Source organism: Paenibacillus sp. FSL R7-0210 (assembly GCF_038009085.1).
Taxonomy (GTDB): Bacteria; Bacillota; Bacilli; order Paenibacillales; family Paenibacillaceae; genus Paenibacillus_AQ; species Paenibacillus_AQ silagei.
The window spans coordinates 3,173,455-3,191,631 of sequence record NZ_JBBPAR010000001.1 but is presented as its reverse complement, the minus strand read 5'-3'; the positions used below and the strand labels follow the sequence as shown (position 1 = coordinate 3,191,631).

Sequence of the window (18,177 nt, the reverse complement as noted above, 5' to 3'; positions counted from 1 at the left end):
GACAGGATCTGATGTACGTAAATTTAAGGAAACCTTCAGCCCCGTTTTATGTTTTTTTAAGGTTCGGGGAGTATAGTGAAGTTCTCCACCCCCCAGTGGAACCATTTGTGGAAGACCCCGCCGTGCCTCGGCAGGGTCTTTCTTTGATCCTTGCGGAATTCTGTCTATTTTCATTAAACCTTTATGTGTTTTTCATCTGGGCTTAAGCTTCGCTCAGTATAGTAGACCCATGACCCCCTTACAATAGACTTTTGGCCCTGCCGGTTACCGGCGGGGCCACTTTTTTTGATGAGCAGCTGCTTGGTGCTGACTTTACACTTCAATTTCTATCGTTTAGACTGACACATATGTGACAGGACTAGAGGAATATAAGGAGTGATCTCATAATGATTCTTTTTCAGAACGGCGACCTCAGTGTCCGCAGGCTGGAACAGGAGGATGCACCGCTGCTCGTACGATGGCTCTCGGACCCTGCAGTGCTGGAGTATTATGAAGGCCGGGACTGTCCGCATGATCTGGAACGGGTACAGAAGCATTTTTATGAAAGTGAAGAAGAGGGATTATACCGTGGAATCGTGCAGTTCATGGGTCAGGATATAGGTTATATCCAGTTCTATCCTGTTGGCAGGGAAGAGCTGACGGAGTACGGCTACGCAGATTATACGGGAAAGGTCTACGGAATGGATCAGTTCATTGGTGAGCCGCAGCTATGGAGCCAGGGGATAGGTTCGCTACTGGTAGGTGGGATGGTGAAGCATCTGCTCGAAGCAGAGCAGGCAGACCTCATTGTGATGGACCCGCAGTGCTGGAATCACAGGGCACTCAGAGTCTATGAGAAAATCGGATTTGTACGCAGGAAGCTTTTACCGGAGCATGAACTGCATGAAGGGGAGTGGAGGGACTGTTGGCTCCTTACTTATACTCCTGCACATTGATTCAAGCATACATATAAGGAGATTTTGCCCATGAAGAACAATTATACCATCCTGGGAGCTGCTCTGATTCTGGGCCTGTGTCTGGTTGCCGGCAGCTTCGTAATCGGAGATCGGATTAGAGCGGGCTACGAGATGCAACTGCCGACACCTGCCGGAGCGCAGACGGAAAGCCAAGCTGAGGACCATCCGTTGATGACACTTGCAGAGACTGCACAGTTCCTGCGTCTGAGTGAAGATCAGGTGAAGAATATTATGAAGGCGGAGAATGCAATGTTGCGTAATGATGGACCCTTCGAGGGGACAAAGCTCCCTTATCTCAGAATAGATAACGAGTTCCTGTTCAATAAGCAGCAATTGACGGTCTGGATTCTGGCCGCTACGCAGGAGCACAGGGTATACGCGGGGGAGAAGCTGGCCGGGAATTAAGGATCGCTACAGAGTGGAGGAAGCTTCAGGATGAAATTTTTCACTATACCCTGGTATGAAGAAATGCAGGTGCGCGGGTTCATGGTCTTCCCGGAGACGGAGCAGGACTGGCTGGAGGATGTGGCCTGGCATGTGGCAGAGGGGATCAGCTATGAGGAGCGGGCCAAGGATTTTCTGGAATATATGAAAAAAGATCTGCTGAAATATCTACCCGGGTACTTCCACGCTTCAATACATGACGGAACGATAAATTCCACTTATCCTGCGCCTGAGTTCAAGCAACGGGCCTTGCAGTGGGGCAGGGAATATGATGAACGGGTGCAGGCGATCTTCAGAGAATACCGCAAAGGGTACGAAGCCATTAAGCATGAACTCCCGGAGAGCGCCGTACAGTTAGTCGAGAAGAGTCTGCATGACGCCAGAGTGATCTCCTATACTATGCCTACAGAAGGTGTGCTGGAGATGATTCTGGACTGCGGCGGGGCAATGCATTACCAATGTGAGATCAAGCTAAAGTTCAAAGGTGTGAGCGGACTACGCTTGCCTGAACCGCTTGAAAAGAAATATTGGCTGTATGACGAGATCTATGCCGCGGAGCAGGGGTTCGAGCTTCGGGTTCTAATGGATTCCCCGCCAAGTGAACTAAGAATTACTGCACAGGATGTATTGATAGAGATCCTTGGTGAATCTCAATAACGAAATGACTGCTTCGGAGTCTGGCCTGTCGGCTGGGCTTTTTTTGTAGACTCTAATGTGTATTGTAAAAGTAATTGACAAACATATAGATCGCAACTATACTTAAGTAAGTTAATGTGTAACGGAAATTGAAATTACCTTTGCATGGACAGGATAGGAACAGTCAACACTAACCGTTATTATGCGTGCTTTGGTACCAGGGACTTTATTTGAATTAGCCTATATTCATTTCAGGGGGGATTCCTATGACAGCAACAGCTATATTACCACAACAACTGGAAATTGGACTTGTACAGATCCGTGTAAGTCATTTGGAGCGCTCGCTCAGCTTTTATCAGAATGTAATCGGACTGAAGATTCTGCGGCAGCAAGGGCGCGTGGTAGAGCTGACGGCGGATGGCCAGCAGGTGCTGCTTGTCCTGCGGGAGATTGAGCAGGCTCAGGTGCTGCGCCGGAACTCGGTGGCCGGACTATACCATTATGCGATTCTGCTGCCGGACCGGCCTTCTCTGGGACTGGTGCTGCGCAATCTGATCGACTCCGGGATTTCGGTCGGCCAGGGGGATCATCTGGTCAGCGAAGCTCTATACATCGAAGACCCTGATCATAACGGAATCGAGCTGTACCGCGACCGGCCCCGTGACACCTGGAAGTATGAAGCAACAGGCAATGTGGTCATGACCACCGATCCGGTGGATGTGGACGGTCTGCTGGCTGCATCGGAGGGCCTGAGCTGGACCGGGCTGCCTGCGGGCACTGTAATGGGTCATGTTCACTTCCATGTGGGCGATCTGGCAGAGGCCAAGAAATTCTATGTGGATGCGCTTGGATTCACGGTGACCGCCCATTACGGCGATGCGGCCATGTTCATTTCGGCTGGAGGCTATCATCATCATATGGGACTGAATACCTGGGCTGGAAAAGGGGCTCCGGCGGCTCCTGCGAATGCAGCGGGCATCGATTATTTTACACTATTGCTCCCTGACATTCAGGAAGTGCATGAAGTGGTTGAACGTGTGAAGCGTGCCGGATACCGTGTGGAAGAAGAGGGCGGTATCATTACTCTAAGGGACCCGTGGAATATAGGCATACAGCTGCTAGTGAAACGCTAAAATAACAGGGCGGACAGCATCGCGTTAATATTTACTGCTAGACCAGCGGCGGAAGCCGTGAATGATAAGGCAACGGAAGGTACGGGCGGAGATTGTAATTTCCGCTGTGCCTTCCGTTTGTTGACGTTAGCCGGGTCATTGCAATAATATAATTGATTATCAGACGGGGAGATGATGGAATTGGAGACTTTTCTGGCTGTGCTGTTGATGCTTGGATTAATCGCCGTATCGAATATATTGAACCGCTTCATTCCGTTTGTCCCGGTTCCCCTGATTCAGATCGGACTAGGAATCATTGCTGCACTAATTCCGACGGGAATACATATGCACTTCGAGCCTGAGCTGTTTTTTGTATTATTCATTGCTCCGCTGCTCTTCAATGACGGGCGGCGGACGCCGCGCGGTGAGCTGTGGAACCTTAGGGCACCGATTCTGCTGCTGGCGCTGGGACTTGTATTTGTCACGGTATTTGTGGCGGGCTATGCGATTAACTGGATGATTCCCTCGATTCCGCTGGCAGCGTCCTTCGCACTGGCGGCTATTCTGTCTCCTACGGATGCGGTAGCGGTAAGCGCGCTGGCTGGACGGGTTCATCTTCCCAAAAGCATCCACCGGATTCTCGAAGGAGAATCGCTGATGAACGATGCCTCCGGCCTGGTCGCCTTTAAATTTGCGATTGCAGCCATGGTTACCGGCGTGTTCTCTCTGCCTAAGGCCTCGTTTAGCTTTGTGCTGATTGCCGCAGGAGGACTGCTGCTTGGTGCAGTGCTGTCATTCCTGCTGATCCGGCTCAGCGTGTTCATCCGCAGGTTCGGTATGGAGGATGTGACCATCCATGTGCTGCTGCAGATCCTTACGCCGTTCATTATTTATCTGATCAGCGAGGAGATCGGGGTCTCGGGCATTCTGGCCGTTGTGGCAGGGGGTGTCATGTACGCCATTGAGAAGGACCGGGCCGTCTCTCCGCAATATAAGCTTCAGCTTGTATCCGCCAGTACCTGGTCAGTGCTGCTGCTGGTGCTGAACGGGCTGGTCTTCCTGATTCTCGGTGTGTCCGTTCCGGATGTGATCGAGGTGATTTACCGGGATCAGACGCTGAATAACTTCATGGTTGCCGGCTATGTTCTGGCGATCACGGCGCTGCTGATTGTGCTGCGTTTTCTGTGGGTCTATGGTTACTCCTTATGGGAGAGCAAGCGGCTGAAGGCAGAGAAGGCCCCGCTGAAGTCACAGATTATTACCTCGATCTCAGGGGTGAGGGGGGCTGTAACCCTTGCAGGTGCCTTCTCCATTCCGCTGGTGCTTGGGGACGGGGTGACACCTTTTCCGGAGCGGGATCTCATTATTGCGCTGGCGGCAGGTGTGATTCTGATGTCGCTGGTCATCGCCAGCATCTTCCTTCCGCTGCTTGCGGACAGTGAAGAGACCGTAGTTCAGAGCGCCGGAGCTGTATACGGGAATACGGAGCTGGCGGCCAGAAATGTGGTCATTGATGCCGGGATGTCGATGTTGCGCAGCTTGGTCTCTGAGAGCCCGGAGCGCTCAACACAGCCTGTGCTGCTGGAATTTACAGATAAGGTTGACAGACTATGTGCTGCAAGACCGGATCATGACCCGGCCCATGAGCAGTTCCTCCGTCTGGGTGTCGAGGCACGCAAGAGTGCGCTCGAAGCCGAACGCACGGAGTTGCGGCGGATCATGGAGAACGGGGCGCTGCCGGAGCCTGTTGCCGTGAAGATGGAGGAGCTGCTGGATCATACGGAGTCTCTGCTGTGCAAACGGCTGAATACGCAGATTAAATTCTCTTTAACAGAAATTCAGCGGCTGTTCTCTGGACTGTTCTCAGGTAAACTCAGCGGGGAAGAAGGACAGCTCGCCCTGCAGAATGCCGAAAGTGCGCGGACGGCAAAGATTGCGATGTGCCAGGCGGCAGTATCCGCCGTTAGTGCAGGAATGAGTGATGAGAACCGGCTCGCCTCGCAGAAGGTCATCGACAAGTACGAACGGCTGGAATCCAGGCTGGAGCAGGGGGAAGGCTGGAGCAATGACGGCGTACTGGATGATGACAAGCTGGAACTGAAGCTGCAGGCGATTCAGGAGCAGCGGAATACCGTGCAGGAGATGTATCAGAACGGGGCAATTAATCTTAAGATTGCCGGCAGGCTGCGGCGGTTCGTCGATCAGCTCGAAACCTCAATCTGGGAGGATTAGACTGTTAGAGCGCCGGTGTTGCAATATATTTTACCTGATACAATATACAAAGCCCGCTTGCGCAGGGACCCGGGGTCCTTGCTGCAAGCGGGCTTGTCTGTGAAATGGAGCCTTACGGTTGTTTGGGCAATTTCTTGATACGCAAAAACATCTGTCCGAGCACCTCGCTTAGCACCAGACCGGCCGCAATGGCTCCGGACAGCAGGAGCGCCTGAACCCCATACTGGATGCCGAGGTTATTATCATTCTCCACGAACCTCCGCATGGCATCATACGCAAGACCGCCCGGCACAAGCGGGATGATGCCGCCGACACTGAAGATAATGACGGGCATCTTGAAGGAACGCGCAAAAAACTGGCTGATCAGTCCGATCACAACGGTAGCACCAAAGGTTGCGACGACAGTATCGGAACTGTAATCCAGCAGCAGGTACAGCATCCAGCCGATCATTCCGGCGAAGCCGCATTGCAGCAGCGCGCGCACCGGTGCATTGAATAGAATGCAGAAGGTTGAGGCAGCGATGAAACTGGTGATCAATTGCAAAATCATGGCAGGACGACCTCTTTCAAGTGGGTGTTAAAAAATGGACAGGACCAGCCCGATGCCGGTCCCGATGGCGAACGCAGTCAGAAAGGCGTCGGCACCTTTGGAGATGCCGGATACCAGATGCCCGGCCATCAGGTCACGGACCGCATTGGTGATGAGCAGCCCCGGTACGAGCGGCATTACACAGCCGATAATAATCTTGTCCATCTCCCGTCCCACGCCGAGCTTGACGGAGAAGAAGGCCAGCAGACCGATAATGAAGGAAGCAATGAATTCCGCGAAGAAGCGAAACTGCACCAGACGGTGAAGATAAGTGGCCGCTGCGAAGCCTGTACCAGAGATCAGCAGCGACGGCAGAGCATCCTGCAGGCTGCCCTTGAACATGACCGTGAAGCAGGCTCCGGTCAAGGCTGCCGCTGCGATCTGTACCCATACCGGGTAAGCATGGGCTGCGTCATCGACGATGCCCAGACGCTCCCGCGCTTCTGCGGCTGTCAGCTGGCGTTCGGTCAGCCGCCTGGAGATGTCATTGACCTCGGATACCTTTTGCAGGTCTGTCGTCCGTTCGGCGATCCGGAACAGCTTTACCGGCTCGGTCCGGCTGGTGGTGAACATAATGACCGTCGGCGTGACATAGCTATGCGCACCGGGGAAGCCGAGTGCCGCCGCCATCCGGCTCATGGTATCCTCCACACGGTAGGTCTCTGCACCGCTCTGCAGCATGATCTTGCCTGCCAGCAGGCACAGATCGACAATGTCATGTATGGAAGTGTTGCTATTCGTGCTTGTACTATCCAACTTCGCTAATCCTCCCCGGGAATGTTATCTATTCGATTGTCGCCTGAAAGTCTGAAAATTTCAACCTTTATTCATAGCATCCGGCAAATTCCGGGTTTTTACTCTTCCAGCGTGCATAATCCCGTAGCGACCCCTCCTGAAACAATCGTCAGAATCGAATGGAAAAAGGTCTCCTTGGAGATCAGAATTCCGCCAGCGCCGATGATCAGGAAGTCCGTCAGGAAGATAATCAGGCCGACATTCAGCGGCAGGTAGCGTTGGATGAATCTGGCGAGGAGGTCTGTTCCGCCTGTGCTGGCTTTGAAGCGCAGCATCAGCCCGAGTCCGGTACCCATCAGGAAGCCGCCGATAATGGCGCTTGAGATGGAGCCCAGCTCAATATAGTACAGGAAGTAATACTGAAGCGGAAAGAGCAGCTCGATCAGCAGGGAGGAAGCCAGCAGACCCAGAATGCTGTTGTAGAAGATCTCCCGTTGCCGGAACCAGGCCAGCAGGAAGATAGGCAGACTGCATAGCATAATGCACAGTCCGATTTTGGTGCCGGAGATATAATTAATAATGAGGGCAATGCCGATAATTCCTCCATCGAGGATTTTATAGGGGACCAGGAAGAAGTTCGTTCCTGTTGCAATCAGCAGGCTGGCCAGCAGAATAATAATATAGCTTGGGAAGGATCGCATAGTCAACATCTCCGGAATTGAGGCATGTCTTAATCTTTATGCGCCCATTTGGAAAAAAATAGCTAAAAATTCTGCGCTGCCCGAATCAATTGACCATAAAGCAGGTGAAGTCTGAAATGGGTTATTTCTATAAAATACTGGAGACCGATATGGAGCTGCTGGCTGCTGCACTATCGGAGGTGCCGGTGGCAGTGTTGCTGAAGAGCGGACCGGAGCAGCAGCTGGAAGCGGGCCCGATCAGAGCCTACACGCCCCAGTCCGTACGGATTCGCGGGTTATCCTACTGCCGGGAATTGCACGAGTTCCGCATCCTTGCCCCGGGTTCCGCCTAAGGGCATTCATGCTCAGCGGGAATATCGCTTGCGGAAGCGCAGCGGAGAGATTCCGACCTTGCGGCTGAAGCGCCGGGAGAAGTAAGCTGTACTCTCGAAGCCGGTGCGCTCTGCGATTGCCGCGATCGGGATCTCTGTCTTAAGCAGCAGAAGCTTGGCCTGCTCCAGCCGGTAATCGGTCAGGTACTCCATGGGCGTAAGCCCGTAGACACGCTTCATGCAGCGGGCCAGGTAATTGTAGTGAAAATGCAGGGCATCCGCCAGAGAGGTATTCGTGACTTCTTCCATATAATGATTCCGCAGATAGGCCTCCGTCTGCTCGGCAATCTCGTCTGCCTGGCTTCCGGCCGTATCTTGCCGGGCCAGATCCATCGTCCGCAGCATCTCCTCGAAGATGCGCTGCTGCTGCCACACGGCGCTTGAGCGCCTGCTATGGTTCAGCTGCAGCAACTGCCCTGCCTGGCCGCTTCGTGCGAAGGGGGCAGGTAGCGGTCCGAACTGGGGAATACGGATGGTATAAGGGTGGGTAAGAAACTGCCGGAAATGCGTTTCCCGGTCCGCATATACCGGCTCACCCGCTGATTCCGTCCATTCTCCCACCGTGTGAAAATGAACCCAAGTGAAGATCGTCTCTGCATCACACGGCTGCACTGAATAATGGTAGCGGTCAGGCAGCAGCAGCAGGGTATGCCCGGCGCCCACTGCCCATTCTGTATGCTCCTCTCCAATATGCAGGCATCCCTGTTCCACGATGATCAGATCGAATTTGCCCATACGGCTGCGGTTCGGATGCTGGTCTCCAGGCAAATAGACGGTACGGCCGCATTCCAGGAAATAGGGGAAGGGTGGTGCGGCCAGATGAATATAGGAAGAATTAAGTGTCATTAGCAGCTCCTTGGAAAGGCATGTGTCCTGAATTAACTTCGCTAAGCCTTATATAAAAGTTGTGTGAAATAGTACAAAAACGGGGTTGTTTATGCTTCTGTTTTTGTTATATTGTACCGTCTATAATGGCAATTAGCGAGGACGAAATGCTGAAGAGGAGATGCTACAATGAGTCAATTTGAAGGTGCAAAGGTTCGGACAACCGTTCAACCAGATCATTCCGGTCATTCGGATCAGGGAGGCCACAGAGTGCACGTTCAGGATGAATTCTGGGGCCGTTATATCCGGTTGGTGCAGGAGACAGTGATTCCTTATCAATATGAGGCGCTTCATGACCGCGTGGCCGGGGCTGAACCGAGCCATGCCATTGCCAATTTTGAAATCGCTGCCGGAAGAAGACAGGGTAAGTTCGGGGGCATGGTCTTCCAGGACAGCGATGTAGCCAAGTGGCTGGAGGCAACGGCTTATTCCCTCAGCATCCGGCGGGACCCGGAGCTGGAACGCCAGGCGGACGAGGTGATCGATCTGGTAGGAGAAGCACAGCAGGCCGACGGATACCTGAACACTTACTTCACTGTCAAGGAACCGGGCAAGCGCTGGACGAATCTCCAGGATTGCCATGAACTGTATTGCGCCGGACATTTCATCGAAGCTGCAGTGGCTTATTATGAAGCGACCGGTAAGGACAAGCTGCTGAGTATTATGCGCCGTATGGCCGATCATATCGACTCTGTCTTCGGAACGGAGGAAGGCAAGCTGAAGGGCTACGACGGTCATCAGGAGATTGAGCTGGCGCTGGTGAAGCTGTACCGGCTGACAGGGGAAGAGAAGTATCTGAAGCTCAGCCTCTTCTTCATTGACCAGCGCGGGCAGGAGCCGAACTTCCTGCGCCAGGAATGGGAGGGCCGGGGCAGGGTTACACATTGGGGCGGCCAGACGGATCAAATCGATATGGCCTACAATCAGTCCCATATACCGGTCCGTGAGCAGACGGTAGCCATAGGCCACTCTGTCCGCGCCGTCTATATGTATACCGCCATGGCCGACTTGGCCCGCCTGACCGGAGATGAAGCACTTCGCGAGGCGTGCCTGCGCCTGTGGAACAATATGACAGAGAGACAGATGTATATCACTGGCGGAATCGGCTCCACCCATCACGGCGAAGCATTCACCTTTGATTACGATCTGCCTAACGATACGGTCTATGCGGAGACCTGTGCTTCGATCGGGCTGATCTTTTTTGCCAGACGAATGCTGGAATTGACTCCAGATAGCCGTTATGCCGATGTGATGGAGCGTGCGCTCTATAATAATGTACTCGGCTCGATGGCGCAGGACGGCAAGCATTATTTCTACGTCAATCCGCTGGAGGTCTGGCCGCAGGCCTGCACCTGTAATCCCGGCAAACAGCATGTGAAGGCGCAGCGCCAGGGCTGGTTCGGCTGTGCCTGCTGCCCGCCGAATGTGGCGCGCCTGCTGACCTCATTGAATCAGTATATCTACACTGAACACAGCGATACGCTCTATACGAATCTGTATATCGGAAGTGAGCTTATAACCCTACTTGGAGGAACAGAGGTGAAGGTCACTCAGTCCAGCAAGCTTCCATGGGAGGGCATAGTCACACTGAAGGTTGATCCTGCGGAAGCCGGGGTGTTCGGTATCGCCCTGCGTATTCCATCGTGGAGCAGCGGAAAGGTCCGGATCAGCGTCAATGGCGGGCTCCTTCCAGCACTTGATGCTTTGGAGCAGGGTTATGCGGTAATCCGCAGGGAATGGCAGCCCGGTGACATAGTGGAGCTGATGCTTCCAATGGAAGCGCACCGTGTATACGCCCACCCGGAACTGCGGGCTAATGCCGGGAAGACGGCTATTCAGTACGGGCCGCTGGTCTATTGTCTGGAATCTGCGGATAACGGCGAGCCGCTAAGCTCAATATCTCTAAGCAAGGAGGGCAGGTTCAAGGAGGCTTACGATGAAGAGCTGCTTGGCGGAGCTGTAGTAATCCGGGCGGAGGGCTACAGGGTGGAGGAACAGAGCTGGAGTGGCGGACTCTACGGCAGTACCAGGGCGGCAGTACAGCCGGTGGAAGTAACGGCAATTCCGTACTATCTGTGGGGCAACCGTGGCAGCGGAGAGATGAAGGTGTGGATACCGGAGTAATTCCGGGGCCGCCTGTCCATGAACGAACAACCCGGTTGTACCGCCTAAGCGGACAACCGGGTTGTTATGCTTTTTTAGGAGTGATAGATAATTAGCCGAGAGTGACTACAACCTGATGAACAGCACCGTCGCCTACAGGAGCGATAATGTTGCCTTCCACGGCAGCGCCGTCGAGGGTCAGGCTGGCTACGCCTTTAGATACATGGTTCGGATTCTGGATCGAGATTACATAAGTGTCGCCACGGAAGACGCGGGTAATCTCGAAGCCGTCCCATTCTGCAGGGATACAAGGGTCAACCTTGAGCCCGGCAAAGTCGGCCTGAATCCCCAGGATGGACTGTGTAATCGCTACATAGTTCCATGCTGCTGTTCCTGTCAGCCAGGAGTTCTTCGCTTCGCCGTGACGTACAGCATCTTTACCGGCGATCATCTGGGAGTACACATAAGGCTCCATCCGGTGCACTTCGCTGATGTCCTCCAGATAGGCCGGAGCGATTTTTTTGTAGATTTCAAAAGCTCTGTCGCCGTGTCCAAGGACCGTCTCCGCAATCATGATCCAAGGGTTGTTATGGCAGAAGATCCCGGCATTCTCTTTGTAGCCCGGAGGGTACGTGGAGATTTCACCCAGGTTCAGATAGTACTTGGAATACGGAGGCTGCTGCAAAACGATACCATAGTCCGTATCCAGACGTTCCTGCACGGAAGTCAGGGCGCGGGCTGCTTCACCGTTCTCTACACCGATTCCGGCCATTACGCACATGCCTTGCGGCTCAATGAAGATCTGGCCTTCCTCGTTCTCCTTGCTGCCGATCTTGTCGCCATAGTGGTCATAAGCGCGCAGGAACCAGTCGCCGTCGAAGCCGTGGGACAACGTGATGGCACTCATGTTCTCGATCTTGGCAACAGCGTCAGCGGCTACATCATCCAGTCCGCGCATCCGGCAGATCTCGGCATAGTCCGGTCCAACGAAGACGAACAGACCTGCAATGAACACGGATTCCGCTACGCCGCCTGCGATATTCTCCGTAGTCTGGAACGATTCGCCCGGTTCGGTGGAGAAGCAGTTCAGGTTCAGACAGTCATTCCAGTCCGCGCGTCCAATCAGCGGCAGGCCGTGAGGCCCGAGGTTGTTCGTGACATGCTCGAAGCTCAGCTTCAGATGCTCGAACAGGGTTGCAGTGTGATCCGGATTGCTGTCAAAAGGAACCTGCTCATCAAGGATCGAATAATCGCCGGTCTCCTTAATATAGGCTGCTGTACCCGAGATCAGCCAGAGTGGATCATCATTGAAGCCGGAGCCGACTTCATTATTGCCCTTCTTGGTTAGCGGCTGGTACTGGTGATACGCGCTGCCGTCAGGGAACTGGGTAGCGGCGATATCGAGAATCCGTTCTCTGGCACGCTCAGGAATCTGGTGGACGAAGCCGAGCAAGTCCTGGTTGGAGTCACGGAAGCCCATACCGCGGCCAATCCCGGATTCGAAGTACGATGCGGAACGGGACATGTTGAAGGTCACCATACACTGGTACGGATTCCAGATGTTCACCATCCGGTTCAGCTTGTCGTCCCCGCTCTTAATCTGATATTTGGACAGCAGGTTATCCCAGTGTGCAGCCAGAACTGCAAGGGCGGCATCCACCTGGGCATCGGTAGCGAACTGATCGATGACAGCCTGGGCCGGCTTTTTGTTAATAACGTTCAGGGCTTCCCATTTCTCATCCTCAGGGTTCTCGATGTAGCCGAGCACGAAGATGAAACTTTGAGCTTCGCCCGGCTCCAGCGTGATGTCAAGGGCGTGGGAGCCGATCGGCGACCAGCCGCTGGCGACAGAGTTAGTAGCTTCACCGGCAGCAACCGCCTGCGGAGCATCCAGGCCATTGTACATGCCCACGAACGATTCGCGGTCCGTATCGAAGCCGGCAATTTCTTTATTTACAGAATAGAAGGCGTAGTGGTTTCTGCGCTCGCGGTATTCTGTTTTGTGATAAATGACGGAATCCTTCACTTCTACTTCGCCGGTGCTGAGGTTACGCTGGAAGTTGGTCATATCATCATTGGCATTCCACAGGCAGAACTCGGCAAAAGAGAACAGCTTCACGGTCTTCTTCACATCGCCTGTGTTCTTAACAACCAGACGGTGGACTTCCGCATTATGGCCCATCGGTACAAAAGCAAGCTGATTCACGGAAATGCCGTTACGCTCGCCTGTAATAGAAGTGTAGCCCAGACCGTGGCGGCATTCGTAGAAGTCGAGATCCCGCTTCACTGGCATCCAGCCCGGGGTCCAGAAGTCCCCGCCATCGTACAGGTAGTAATAGCGGCCGCCGGTATCCAGCGGAATATTGTTATACCGGTAACGGGTAAGTCTTCTCATCCGCGCATCGCGGTAGAAGGTATAGCCCCCGGCAGTATTAGAGATCAGGCCGAAAAACTGCTCGTTGCCGAGGTAGTTAATCCAAGGATAAGGTGTTTTGGGGGTGTTGATTACATACTCTTTGCGGGTGTCGTCAAAAGTTCCGAATTTCATGAGAGACAAGTCTCCTTTCGATTGTGAACGCGCGTTTACAGAGCGGAGAAAAAATTCCCTCGGGGCAAGGGATTTTTCTGGATCTGTCTGAATCGGAGTGTAGCTCTACTTCTTCGGCGGCTGACAGGAATCTCGGGTAATCAGACGCGCCGGAAAACTGATGGTGCTGAAGGTAGGCTGCTGTGAATCACACAGCTCAATGACCTTCTCGACAGCGGCTTTGGACATTTCATAAATCGGCAGACGGACGGAGGTCAGCTTGGGATGAATCCGCGCAGCAAGCTGCACATCGTCGAACCCCGCAATGGAGATATCCTCCGGCACGGAAATGCCATGCTCCGAGAACGCTTCCATCGCCGAGATAGCCATATCGTCATTGGAAGAGAAGAAGGCTGTCGGCAGCGGGCCGCCGGAACTGAGCAGCTTTTTCACTTCCTGATAGGCGGTTTCCTTGAGAAAATCACCCTGAAGGACGAAGTCCTTCTGCAGGGCAAGTCCATGGCGCTTTAGCGTATTCTCGTAAGCCATGTAGCGCTCCCGTCCGGAATAAGTATTCATCCGTCCGCAGATCATGCCGATCTCCTGATGGCCGAGACCGATTAAGTACTCAATGGCTTCTACCGTACCTTCATAATCCTTGGAATTCACAATGGCGAGATGATTGCGGTCCAGATGCTCTGACATAATCTCTGAAATGTCATAATCGATCAGCACCAGCGGAGCGCTGAGACCGACCATTTCCCGTACGATCCCGATATCCTTCTGGGTGCCGACAATAATGCCGCCGTCAATCCGTTTCTGCAGGAAGGCCTGCTTGACCTTCAGGAAGTCGTCGGGAGAATAGACGGTGTGAATCAGAACATAACAGCCGCGGGCATTCGACGTATCTACCACAGCATCGACGAACGGGGCAAAATAATTGTTCTGATAGATCCGCGTCGCATTCTCCTTCTCGTTCATGCTGATGGCAAACAGCCCGATCGTGTCGGTCTTCTTGCCGGCCAGCGCCCGGGCGAAGCTGTTCGGCTCGTACTGATGCTGTTCAATCACCTTCAGCACCTTGGCCCGGGTCTCTTCAGGGACATTGGAATAGTTGTTGATCACACGGGATACGGTGCTTCGCGAAACCCCGGCTAGCTTGGCAATATCTTCGCTTCGCATAATGTACCCCCTCTAATGTAAACGCGCGTTTATGAGTTTATTGTAAAATAAACCGGTCCGCAGGTCAATCGTCCTCTGCAATATTTTTACCTAGGCATTCAAGCGGTTTCCACTTGCCGGATTCTCCGTTCTGCGTTACAAATAAATGCAGTAAACAAAATGTACCACGGGAAAGGCAGGAACAGATCATGATACAGGCATCCGCTTCGCATTTGAGCAAGGAGAAGGAGGGATGGCTATCTTTTACTCGCTGAAAAACCGACTGATCGCATTCTTCGTTGTGCTGCTTGTCTTGTCCTTCGGCACGATGTCGCTGCTGCTGTTCAATCAGGCGCGCTCGATTATCCGCTCTTATATCGAAACGTCGGCACTGGAGAAGATGGACGAATACGGGTCCTTTATTCATATGGCGCTCCAGCAGAGCTATGACTTGTCCTCTCTGGTCTATAACAGCGATATCACCCAGAAGTGGGATGCGATACTTACCCAGCCGGCTTCCACCGAAGGGCAGAGGATGCTGGCCAGCATCAACATGAGCAAGTTCCTGACCCAGACGACGAATAATTATTCGATCGTCTCCTCGGTCAACATCTACCGCAAGGAGGGGCTGCGGGTCGGGGCCGAGAATCAGGTGGTGGCAGATAGCTCGTTTAGGCAGGAAGCGTGGTACCGCAACTTCATCGAACACAGCAATCACTGGGTTCCGGCCCATACCGATGAGGCGGAGATCAAGGGAGCTAAGCCATACGAGGTGGTGAGCCTGCTGCTGCCGATCGGGATCTTCGAGCCGTCCCTGGCCAAAAATGTGATGAAGGTCAACATCAAGGCGGAGTTCCTGCTGGAGCCGCTGAATCGTATACATTTGGGTGAAAGCGGTACCATTTTCCTGTTGAACCAGCAGGGCCATCCAATCCTGTCGCAGCAGGAGTACAGTACCTATCCCGAAGCGGCGAAGGAGGTTGAACGGGTCCGGGCAGGCCGTACGGCACAGGGGGTGGTCTACCTGAAGGATCAGAAGGGTGACTCGCATATTCTGGTCTACAAAAAGCTGGCCATCACCAACTGGCTGCTGGTCGGCTTCGTCTCGGAGCAGGACCTGTACGCCAATCTGTTCAAGCTCCGTAACAGCATTATAGTGTTTGCTTCGCTGATGCTGGCGGCTGCCTTTGCGCTGGCCTACTGGATCTCATCGGGCATTACCAAGCCGCTCTCGCGGCTGGTCTCGGCCATGCGCCATGTGCAGAAGGGCGACTTCGCCCAGGCGGAACGGCTGACCCCGCCGAAGCGCAGAATCCAGAGTGAGGTGGATTACGCCACCGATACCTTCCGCAATATGGTCCAGCAGCTACGCCATCTGATCCGTACCGAATTTGAACAGAAGCTCCTGCGCCAGCAAGCTGAATACAAGGCGCTCTTGATGCAGATCAATCCGCATTTCCTGTTCAATACGCTGGAGCTGATGAGCAGCCTGGCGATCCAGCAGCGCACGAAGGAGACGGTTACGGTCATAGAATCGCTGGGTAAAATGCTCAGGTTCTCGCTGCGGATCAGCGAGGATCTGATCCCGCTGCGCGAGGAGCTGAAGGTCGTGCGCTATTACATGTCCATCCTGGAGGTCCGCTTCGGTGCGGGTCTGGATCTGCGGCTGGACGAGGAGGAGGCGCCATACGATCTGGAGATCGTCAAGTTCCTGCTGCAGCCGCTGATTGAGAATGCGGTGAAGTACAGCTTCATTCACCAGGCTAAGGCCAAGGTACGGATTACCGTCAGAGCGGACAAGGACCAGCTGGTTCTCTCCGTCGCCGACAACGGAATCGGAATGGACCCGGAGCTGCTGCGCGAGCTGAAGGATCAGGCGATGCACCAGCAGCCGGAGCAGTTATTGCAGAGCATGACCCATCAGATTGGACTGCGCAATGTACTGGCCAGATGCCGGCTGTATTACGGAGGGCTCTTCACCCTAAGCATAGAATCAAGCAAGGAGGCGGGCACCTGCATCACGCTGGGCCTGCCCCTTCAGAGGAGGAATGACCATGTACCGCGTATTGATCGTGGATGATGAGCCGGAGATCCGCCAGGGCCTGCGGCTCAAGGCTGACTTTGCAGCGCTGGGCCTCAGCGTAACCGGAGAGGCGGGCAACGGCATGGAGGCCATGGAACGGCTGGCAGGCCAGGCGGTCGATATTGTCATTACGGATATGAACATGCCGGTGATGAACGGCGTATCGTTCCTGGACGATTGCCGCAGGCTGTACCCGGAGCTGAAGCTGGTAGTCATTACAGGCTATGAAGATTTCCATTATGCCAAGGCAGCGATCCGCAATCAGGCGCGTGATTATCTGCTCAAGCCGGTGGCCGCCGATGAGCTGACGGCCGTGCTTCAGAAGCTGAAGGACGAGCTGGATCAGGAGCGCAATGACCGTGACCGGCAGGCGGTGAATGAGTGGCGGCTGTCCCAGTACTACAAGGAGATGAAGGAGCATTTCCTGGTGCAGCTTGTCAAAGAGGAAGTGGAGCCGGTCCATGCGCTGAAGGAGCGCGCTGTGCTGTTCGAACTGGACGGCTGGGACCTGACGCAGGTGCGGTTCGTAACGGCCGGACTCCGTGAGCGTGCGGCGGCGGCGGTGCCGGAGCCTGGGCACGGCAAAGGTTCAGCGCTGCCGGAGCGTACGCCGGGCAAGCTGCGGCTGCCGTTCGAGCTGCTGACCAGGGAATTCGCGGGCAGCTCCGGGGAGCGCTGCCAGGTGCTGCGGGACCCGAGCTATCCAGGGCTGGTCCACTTCATTCTCCAGGATGCGCTGACCGATATGGACCGCTTCTGTGCAGAGCTGGCGGAATGCGTCGCCGCCCATCTGGGCTTCAATCCGGTGATCGGCTACAGCGGCGGGAAGCTTGGATTCCTCCGCTGGAAGGAAGGCTACCTGGAATCTTTGCTGGCCTGGAACCTCTCGGAGAATGCGGCCCAGCCGCCGGCCGAAGGAAGAAGCGAGCCGGGACTGGTGCTTACGGAGGAATTGACACGGACCCTGCGCAGGCTTCTGATCCAGGGGGAATGGGACGCCTTCGGGCAGAGCATCCGCCAGGAGCTGCAGCAGGCGTTCTCCCAGTCCCGCTCCTGCCTGGTGAAGCTGATCTTCCAGCTCTGCCTGCTCGTGGACGGGGCGGGTGCAGAGGCTGCAGACGTCAACATCCAGTCCCAGGAGCTATGGCTCTATCCTGAGGCGGTTCACAAGCTGGATTCGGTGGACAAGGCCGGACAATTCCTGCTGGAGCGGGCGGTCTCCGTGTACCGAATGATGCAGGGGGCCGGCGATGCCGAGGATTCGGTCATCCGCACAGCGACGCAATATATCGACAGCAACTACATGTATGATCTTAACCTGACCCAGCTTGCCAGACGGTTCAATTACAATTCCTCCTATTTCTCGGAGCTGTTCAAGGCCAAGGTGGGCCGGAGCTTCATGGTCTACCTGACTGACATCCGCATGGCCCAGGCCACGCATCTGCTGTTGACGACAACGCTTAACCTGTGGGATATCGCCGAGCTGACCGGCTTCTCGAATGCCAGCTACTTCAGCTCCAGATTCAAAAAAATGTATGGAACCTCCCCGTCGGACTTCCGCCAGCATCCACCTGAAAAATTCAGTAGTCAACAGCCGAAGAAATAGCATTCAAGCAAGCAGCGTTGCTTTCTATAATGAGCC

Annotated in this window: 15 protein-coding genes; 9 read left to right on the top strand and 6 right to left on the bottom strand. The window is 54.4% G+C overall.

Features of this window, described 5'->3' with window-relative positions; translation table 11 throughout:
- Nucleotides 1-386 precede the first annotated feature (386 nt).
- The 5 genes from MKY64_RS13950 (at nt 387) to MKY64_RS13930 (ending at nt 5,380) form a co-directional block, all read left to right on the top strand.
- The gene (locus MKY64_RS13950) at nt 387-935 is read left to right on the top strand and encodes a GNAT family N-acetyltransferase (RefSeq protein ID WP_340953538.1); all 549 of its coding nucleotides are present in this window, start codon (nt 387-389) and stop codon (nt 933-935) included.
- A gap of 30 nt (nt 936-965) precedes the next feature.
- Nucleotides 966-1,361 carry a hypothetical protein gene (locus tag MKY64_RS13945; protein ID WP_339255915.1) on the top strand — a complete coding sequence of 132 codons (396 nt, stop codon included), beginning with the start codon at nt 966-968 and terminating at the stop codon, nt 1,359-1,361.
- A gap of 30 nt (nt 1,362-1,391) precedes the next feature.
- Nucleotides 1,392-2,057 carry a DUF4085 family protein gene (locus MKY64_RS13940; RefSeq protein ID WP_339255917.1) on the top strand — a complete coding sequence of 222 codons (666 nt, stop codon included), beginning with the start codon at nt 1,392-1,394 and terminating at the stop codon, nt 2,055-2,057.
- Nucleotides 2,058-2,302: 245 nt separating this feature from the next.
- Nucleotides 2,303-3,169, top strand: coding sequence for a VOC family protein (locus MKY64_RS13935; protein WP_339255919.1), 867 nt, complete (start codon nt 2,303-2,305; stop codon nt 3,167-3,169).
- A gap of 180 nt (nt 3,170-3,349) precedes the next feature.
- Nucleotides 3,350-5,380 carry a Na+/H+ antiporter gene (locus MKY64_RS13930; RefSeq protein WP_340953536.1) on the top strand — a complete coding sequence of 677 codons (2,031 nt, stop codon included), beginning with the start codon at nt 3,350-3,352 and terminating at the stop codon, nt 5,378-5,380.
- A gap of 112 nt (nt 5,381-5,492) precedes the next feature.
- On the opposite strand, the gene MKY64_RS13925 is transcribed toward MKY64_RS13930, so the two are convergent.
- The 3 genes from MKY64_RS13925 to MKY64_RS13915 all read right to left on the bottom strand — a co-directional run bounded on the left by MKY64_RS13925 (nt 5,493) and on the right by MKY64_RS13915 (nt 7,405).
- A complete protein-coding gene (locus MKY64_RS13925) occupies nt 5,493-5,930 on the bottom strand; it encodes a threonine/serine exporter family protein (RefSeq protein ID WP_036729575.1) in 438 nt (145 codons plus the stop codon).
- A gap of 27 nt (nt 5,931-5,957) precedes the next feature.
- Nucleotides 5,958-6,725 carry a threonine/serine exporter family protein gene (locus MKY64_RS13920; RefSeq protein ID WP_209877711.1) on the bottom strand — a complete coding sequence of 256 codons (768 nt, stop codon included), beginning with the start codon at nt 6,723-6,725 and terminating at the stop codon, nt 5,958-5,960.
- A gap of 98 nt (nt 6,726-6,823) precedes the next feature.
- Complete coding sequence (locus MKY64_RS13915) at nt 6,824-7,405, bottom strand: YitT family protein (protein ID WP_339313896.1); 582 nt, start codon at nt 7,403-7,405, stop codon at nt 6,824-6,826.
- A 116-nt stretch (nt 7,406-7,521) separates the two neighbouring features.
- Here MKY64_RS13915 and MKY64_RS13910 point away from each other — a divergent pair, with 116 nt between their 5' ends.
- The gene (locus tag MKY64_RS13910; RefSeq protein ID WP_036729570.1) at nt 7,522-7,737 is read left to right on the top strand and encodes a hypothetical protein; all 216 of its coding nucleotides are present in this window, start codon (nt 7,522-7,524) and stop codon (nt 7,735-7,737) included.
- 12 nt (nt 7,738-7,749) lie between these two features.
- Here MKY64_RS13910 and MKY64_RS13905 read toward each other — a convergent pair whose 3' ends face one another.
- Entirely contained in the window at nt 7,750-8,622 is an 873-nt protein-coding gene (locus MKY64_RS13905) for a helix-turn-helix transcriptional regulator (RefSeq protein ID WP_340953531.1), read from the bottom strand.
- 168 nt (nt 8,623-8,790) lie between these two features.
- Here MKY64_RS13905 and MKY64_RS13900 point away from each other — a divergent pair, with 168 nt between their 5' ends.
- A complete protein-coding gene (locus MKY64_RS13900) occupies nt 8,791-10,785 on the top strand; it encodes a glycoside hydrolase family 127 protein (RefSeq protein ID WP_340953530.1) in 1,995 nt (664 codons plus the stop codon).
- A 91-nt stretch (nt 10,786-10,876) separates the two neighbouring features.
- Here MKY64_RS13900 and MKY64_RS13895 read toward each other — a convergent pair whose 3' ends face one another.
- Nucleotides 10,877-13,312, bottom strand: a complete 2,436-nt coding sequence (locus tag MKY64_RS13895) for a GH36-type glycosyl hydrolase domain-containing protein (protein WP_340953528.1) — start codon at nt 13,310-13,312, stop codon at nt 10,877-10,879.
- 105 nt (nt 13,313-13,417) lie between these two features.
- Nucleotides 13,418-14,473, bottom strand: a complete 1,056-nt coding sequence (locus MKY64_RS13890) for a LacI family DNA-binding transcriptional regulator (protein ID WP_339255931.1) — start codon at nt 14,471-14,473, stop codon at nt 13,418-13,420.
- Between the two features lie 232 nt (nt 14,474-14,705).
- On the opposite strand from MKY64_RS13890, the gene MKY64_RS13885 reads away from it, so the two are divergent.
- A complete protein-coding gene (locus MKY64_RS13885; protein ID WP_340953527.1) occupies nt 14,706-16,532 on the top strand; it encodes a cache domain-containing sensor histidine kinase in 1,827 nt (608 codons plus the stop codon).
- Entirely contained in the window at nt 16,507-18,141 is a 1,635-nt protein-coding gene (locus MKY64_RS13880) for a response regulator transcription factor (protein WP_340953526.1), read from the top strand. Before MKY64_RS13885 ends, MKY64_RS13880 begins: the two co-directional genes overlap by 26 nt.
- Nucleotides 18,142-18,177: the final 36 nt, after the last annotated feature.

Coding starts and splice junctions, on each gene's coding strand:
- MKY64_RS13900 (WP_340953530.1), top strand. CDS start 8,791: ATGAGTCAATTTGAAGGTGCAAAGGTTCGGACAACCGTTCAACCAGAT.
- MKY64_RS13935 (WP_339255919.1), top strand. CDS start 2,303: ATGACAGCAACAGCTATATTACCACAACAACTGGAAATTGGACTTGTA.
- MKY64_RS13915 (WP_339313896.1), bottom strand. CDS start 7,405: ATGCGATCCTTCCCAAGCTATATTATTATTCTGCTGGCCAGCCTGCTG.
- MKY64_RS13950 (WP_340953538.1), top strand. CDS start 387: ATGATTCTTTTTCAGAACGGCGACCTCAGTGTCCGCAGGCTGGAACAG.
- MKY64_RS13885 (WP_340953527.1), top strand. CDS start 14,706: ATGGCTATCTTTTACTCGCTGAAAAACCGACTGATCGCATTCTTCGTT.
- MKY64_RS13945 (WP_339255915.1), top strand. CDS start 966: ATGAAGAACAATTATACCATCCTGGGAGCTGCTCTGATTCTGGGCCTG.
- MKY64_RS13940 (WP_339255917.1), top strand. CDS start 1,392: ATGAAATTTTTCACTATACCCTGGTATGAAGAAATGCAGGTGCGCGGG.
- MKY64_RS13880 (WP_340953526.1), top strand. CDS start 16,507: ATGTACCGCGTATTGATCGTGGATGATGAGCCGGAGATCCGCCAGGGC.
- MKY64_RS13925 (WP_036729575.1), bottom strand. CDS start 5,930: ATGATTTTGCAATTGATCACCAGTTTCATCGCTGCCTCAACCTTCTGC.
- MKY64_RS13905 (WP_340953531.1), bottom strand. CDS start 8,622: ATGACACTTAATTCTTCCTATATTCATCTGGCCGCACCACCCTTCCCC.
- MKY64_RS13910 (WP_036729570.1), top strand. CDS start 7,522: ATGGGTTATTTCTATAAAATACTGGAGACCGATATGGAGCTGCTGGCT.
- MKY64_RS13890 (WP_339255931.1), bottom strand. CDS start 14,473: ATGCGAAGCGAAGATATTGCCAAGCTAGCCGGGGTTTCGCGAAGCACC.
- MKY64_RS13895 (WP_340953528.1), bottom strand. CDS start 13,312: ATGAAATTCGGAACTTTTGACGACACCCGCAAAGAGTATGTAATCAAC.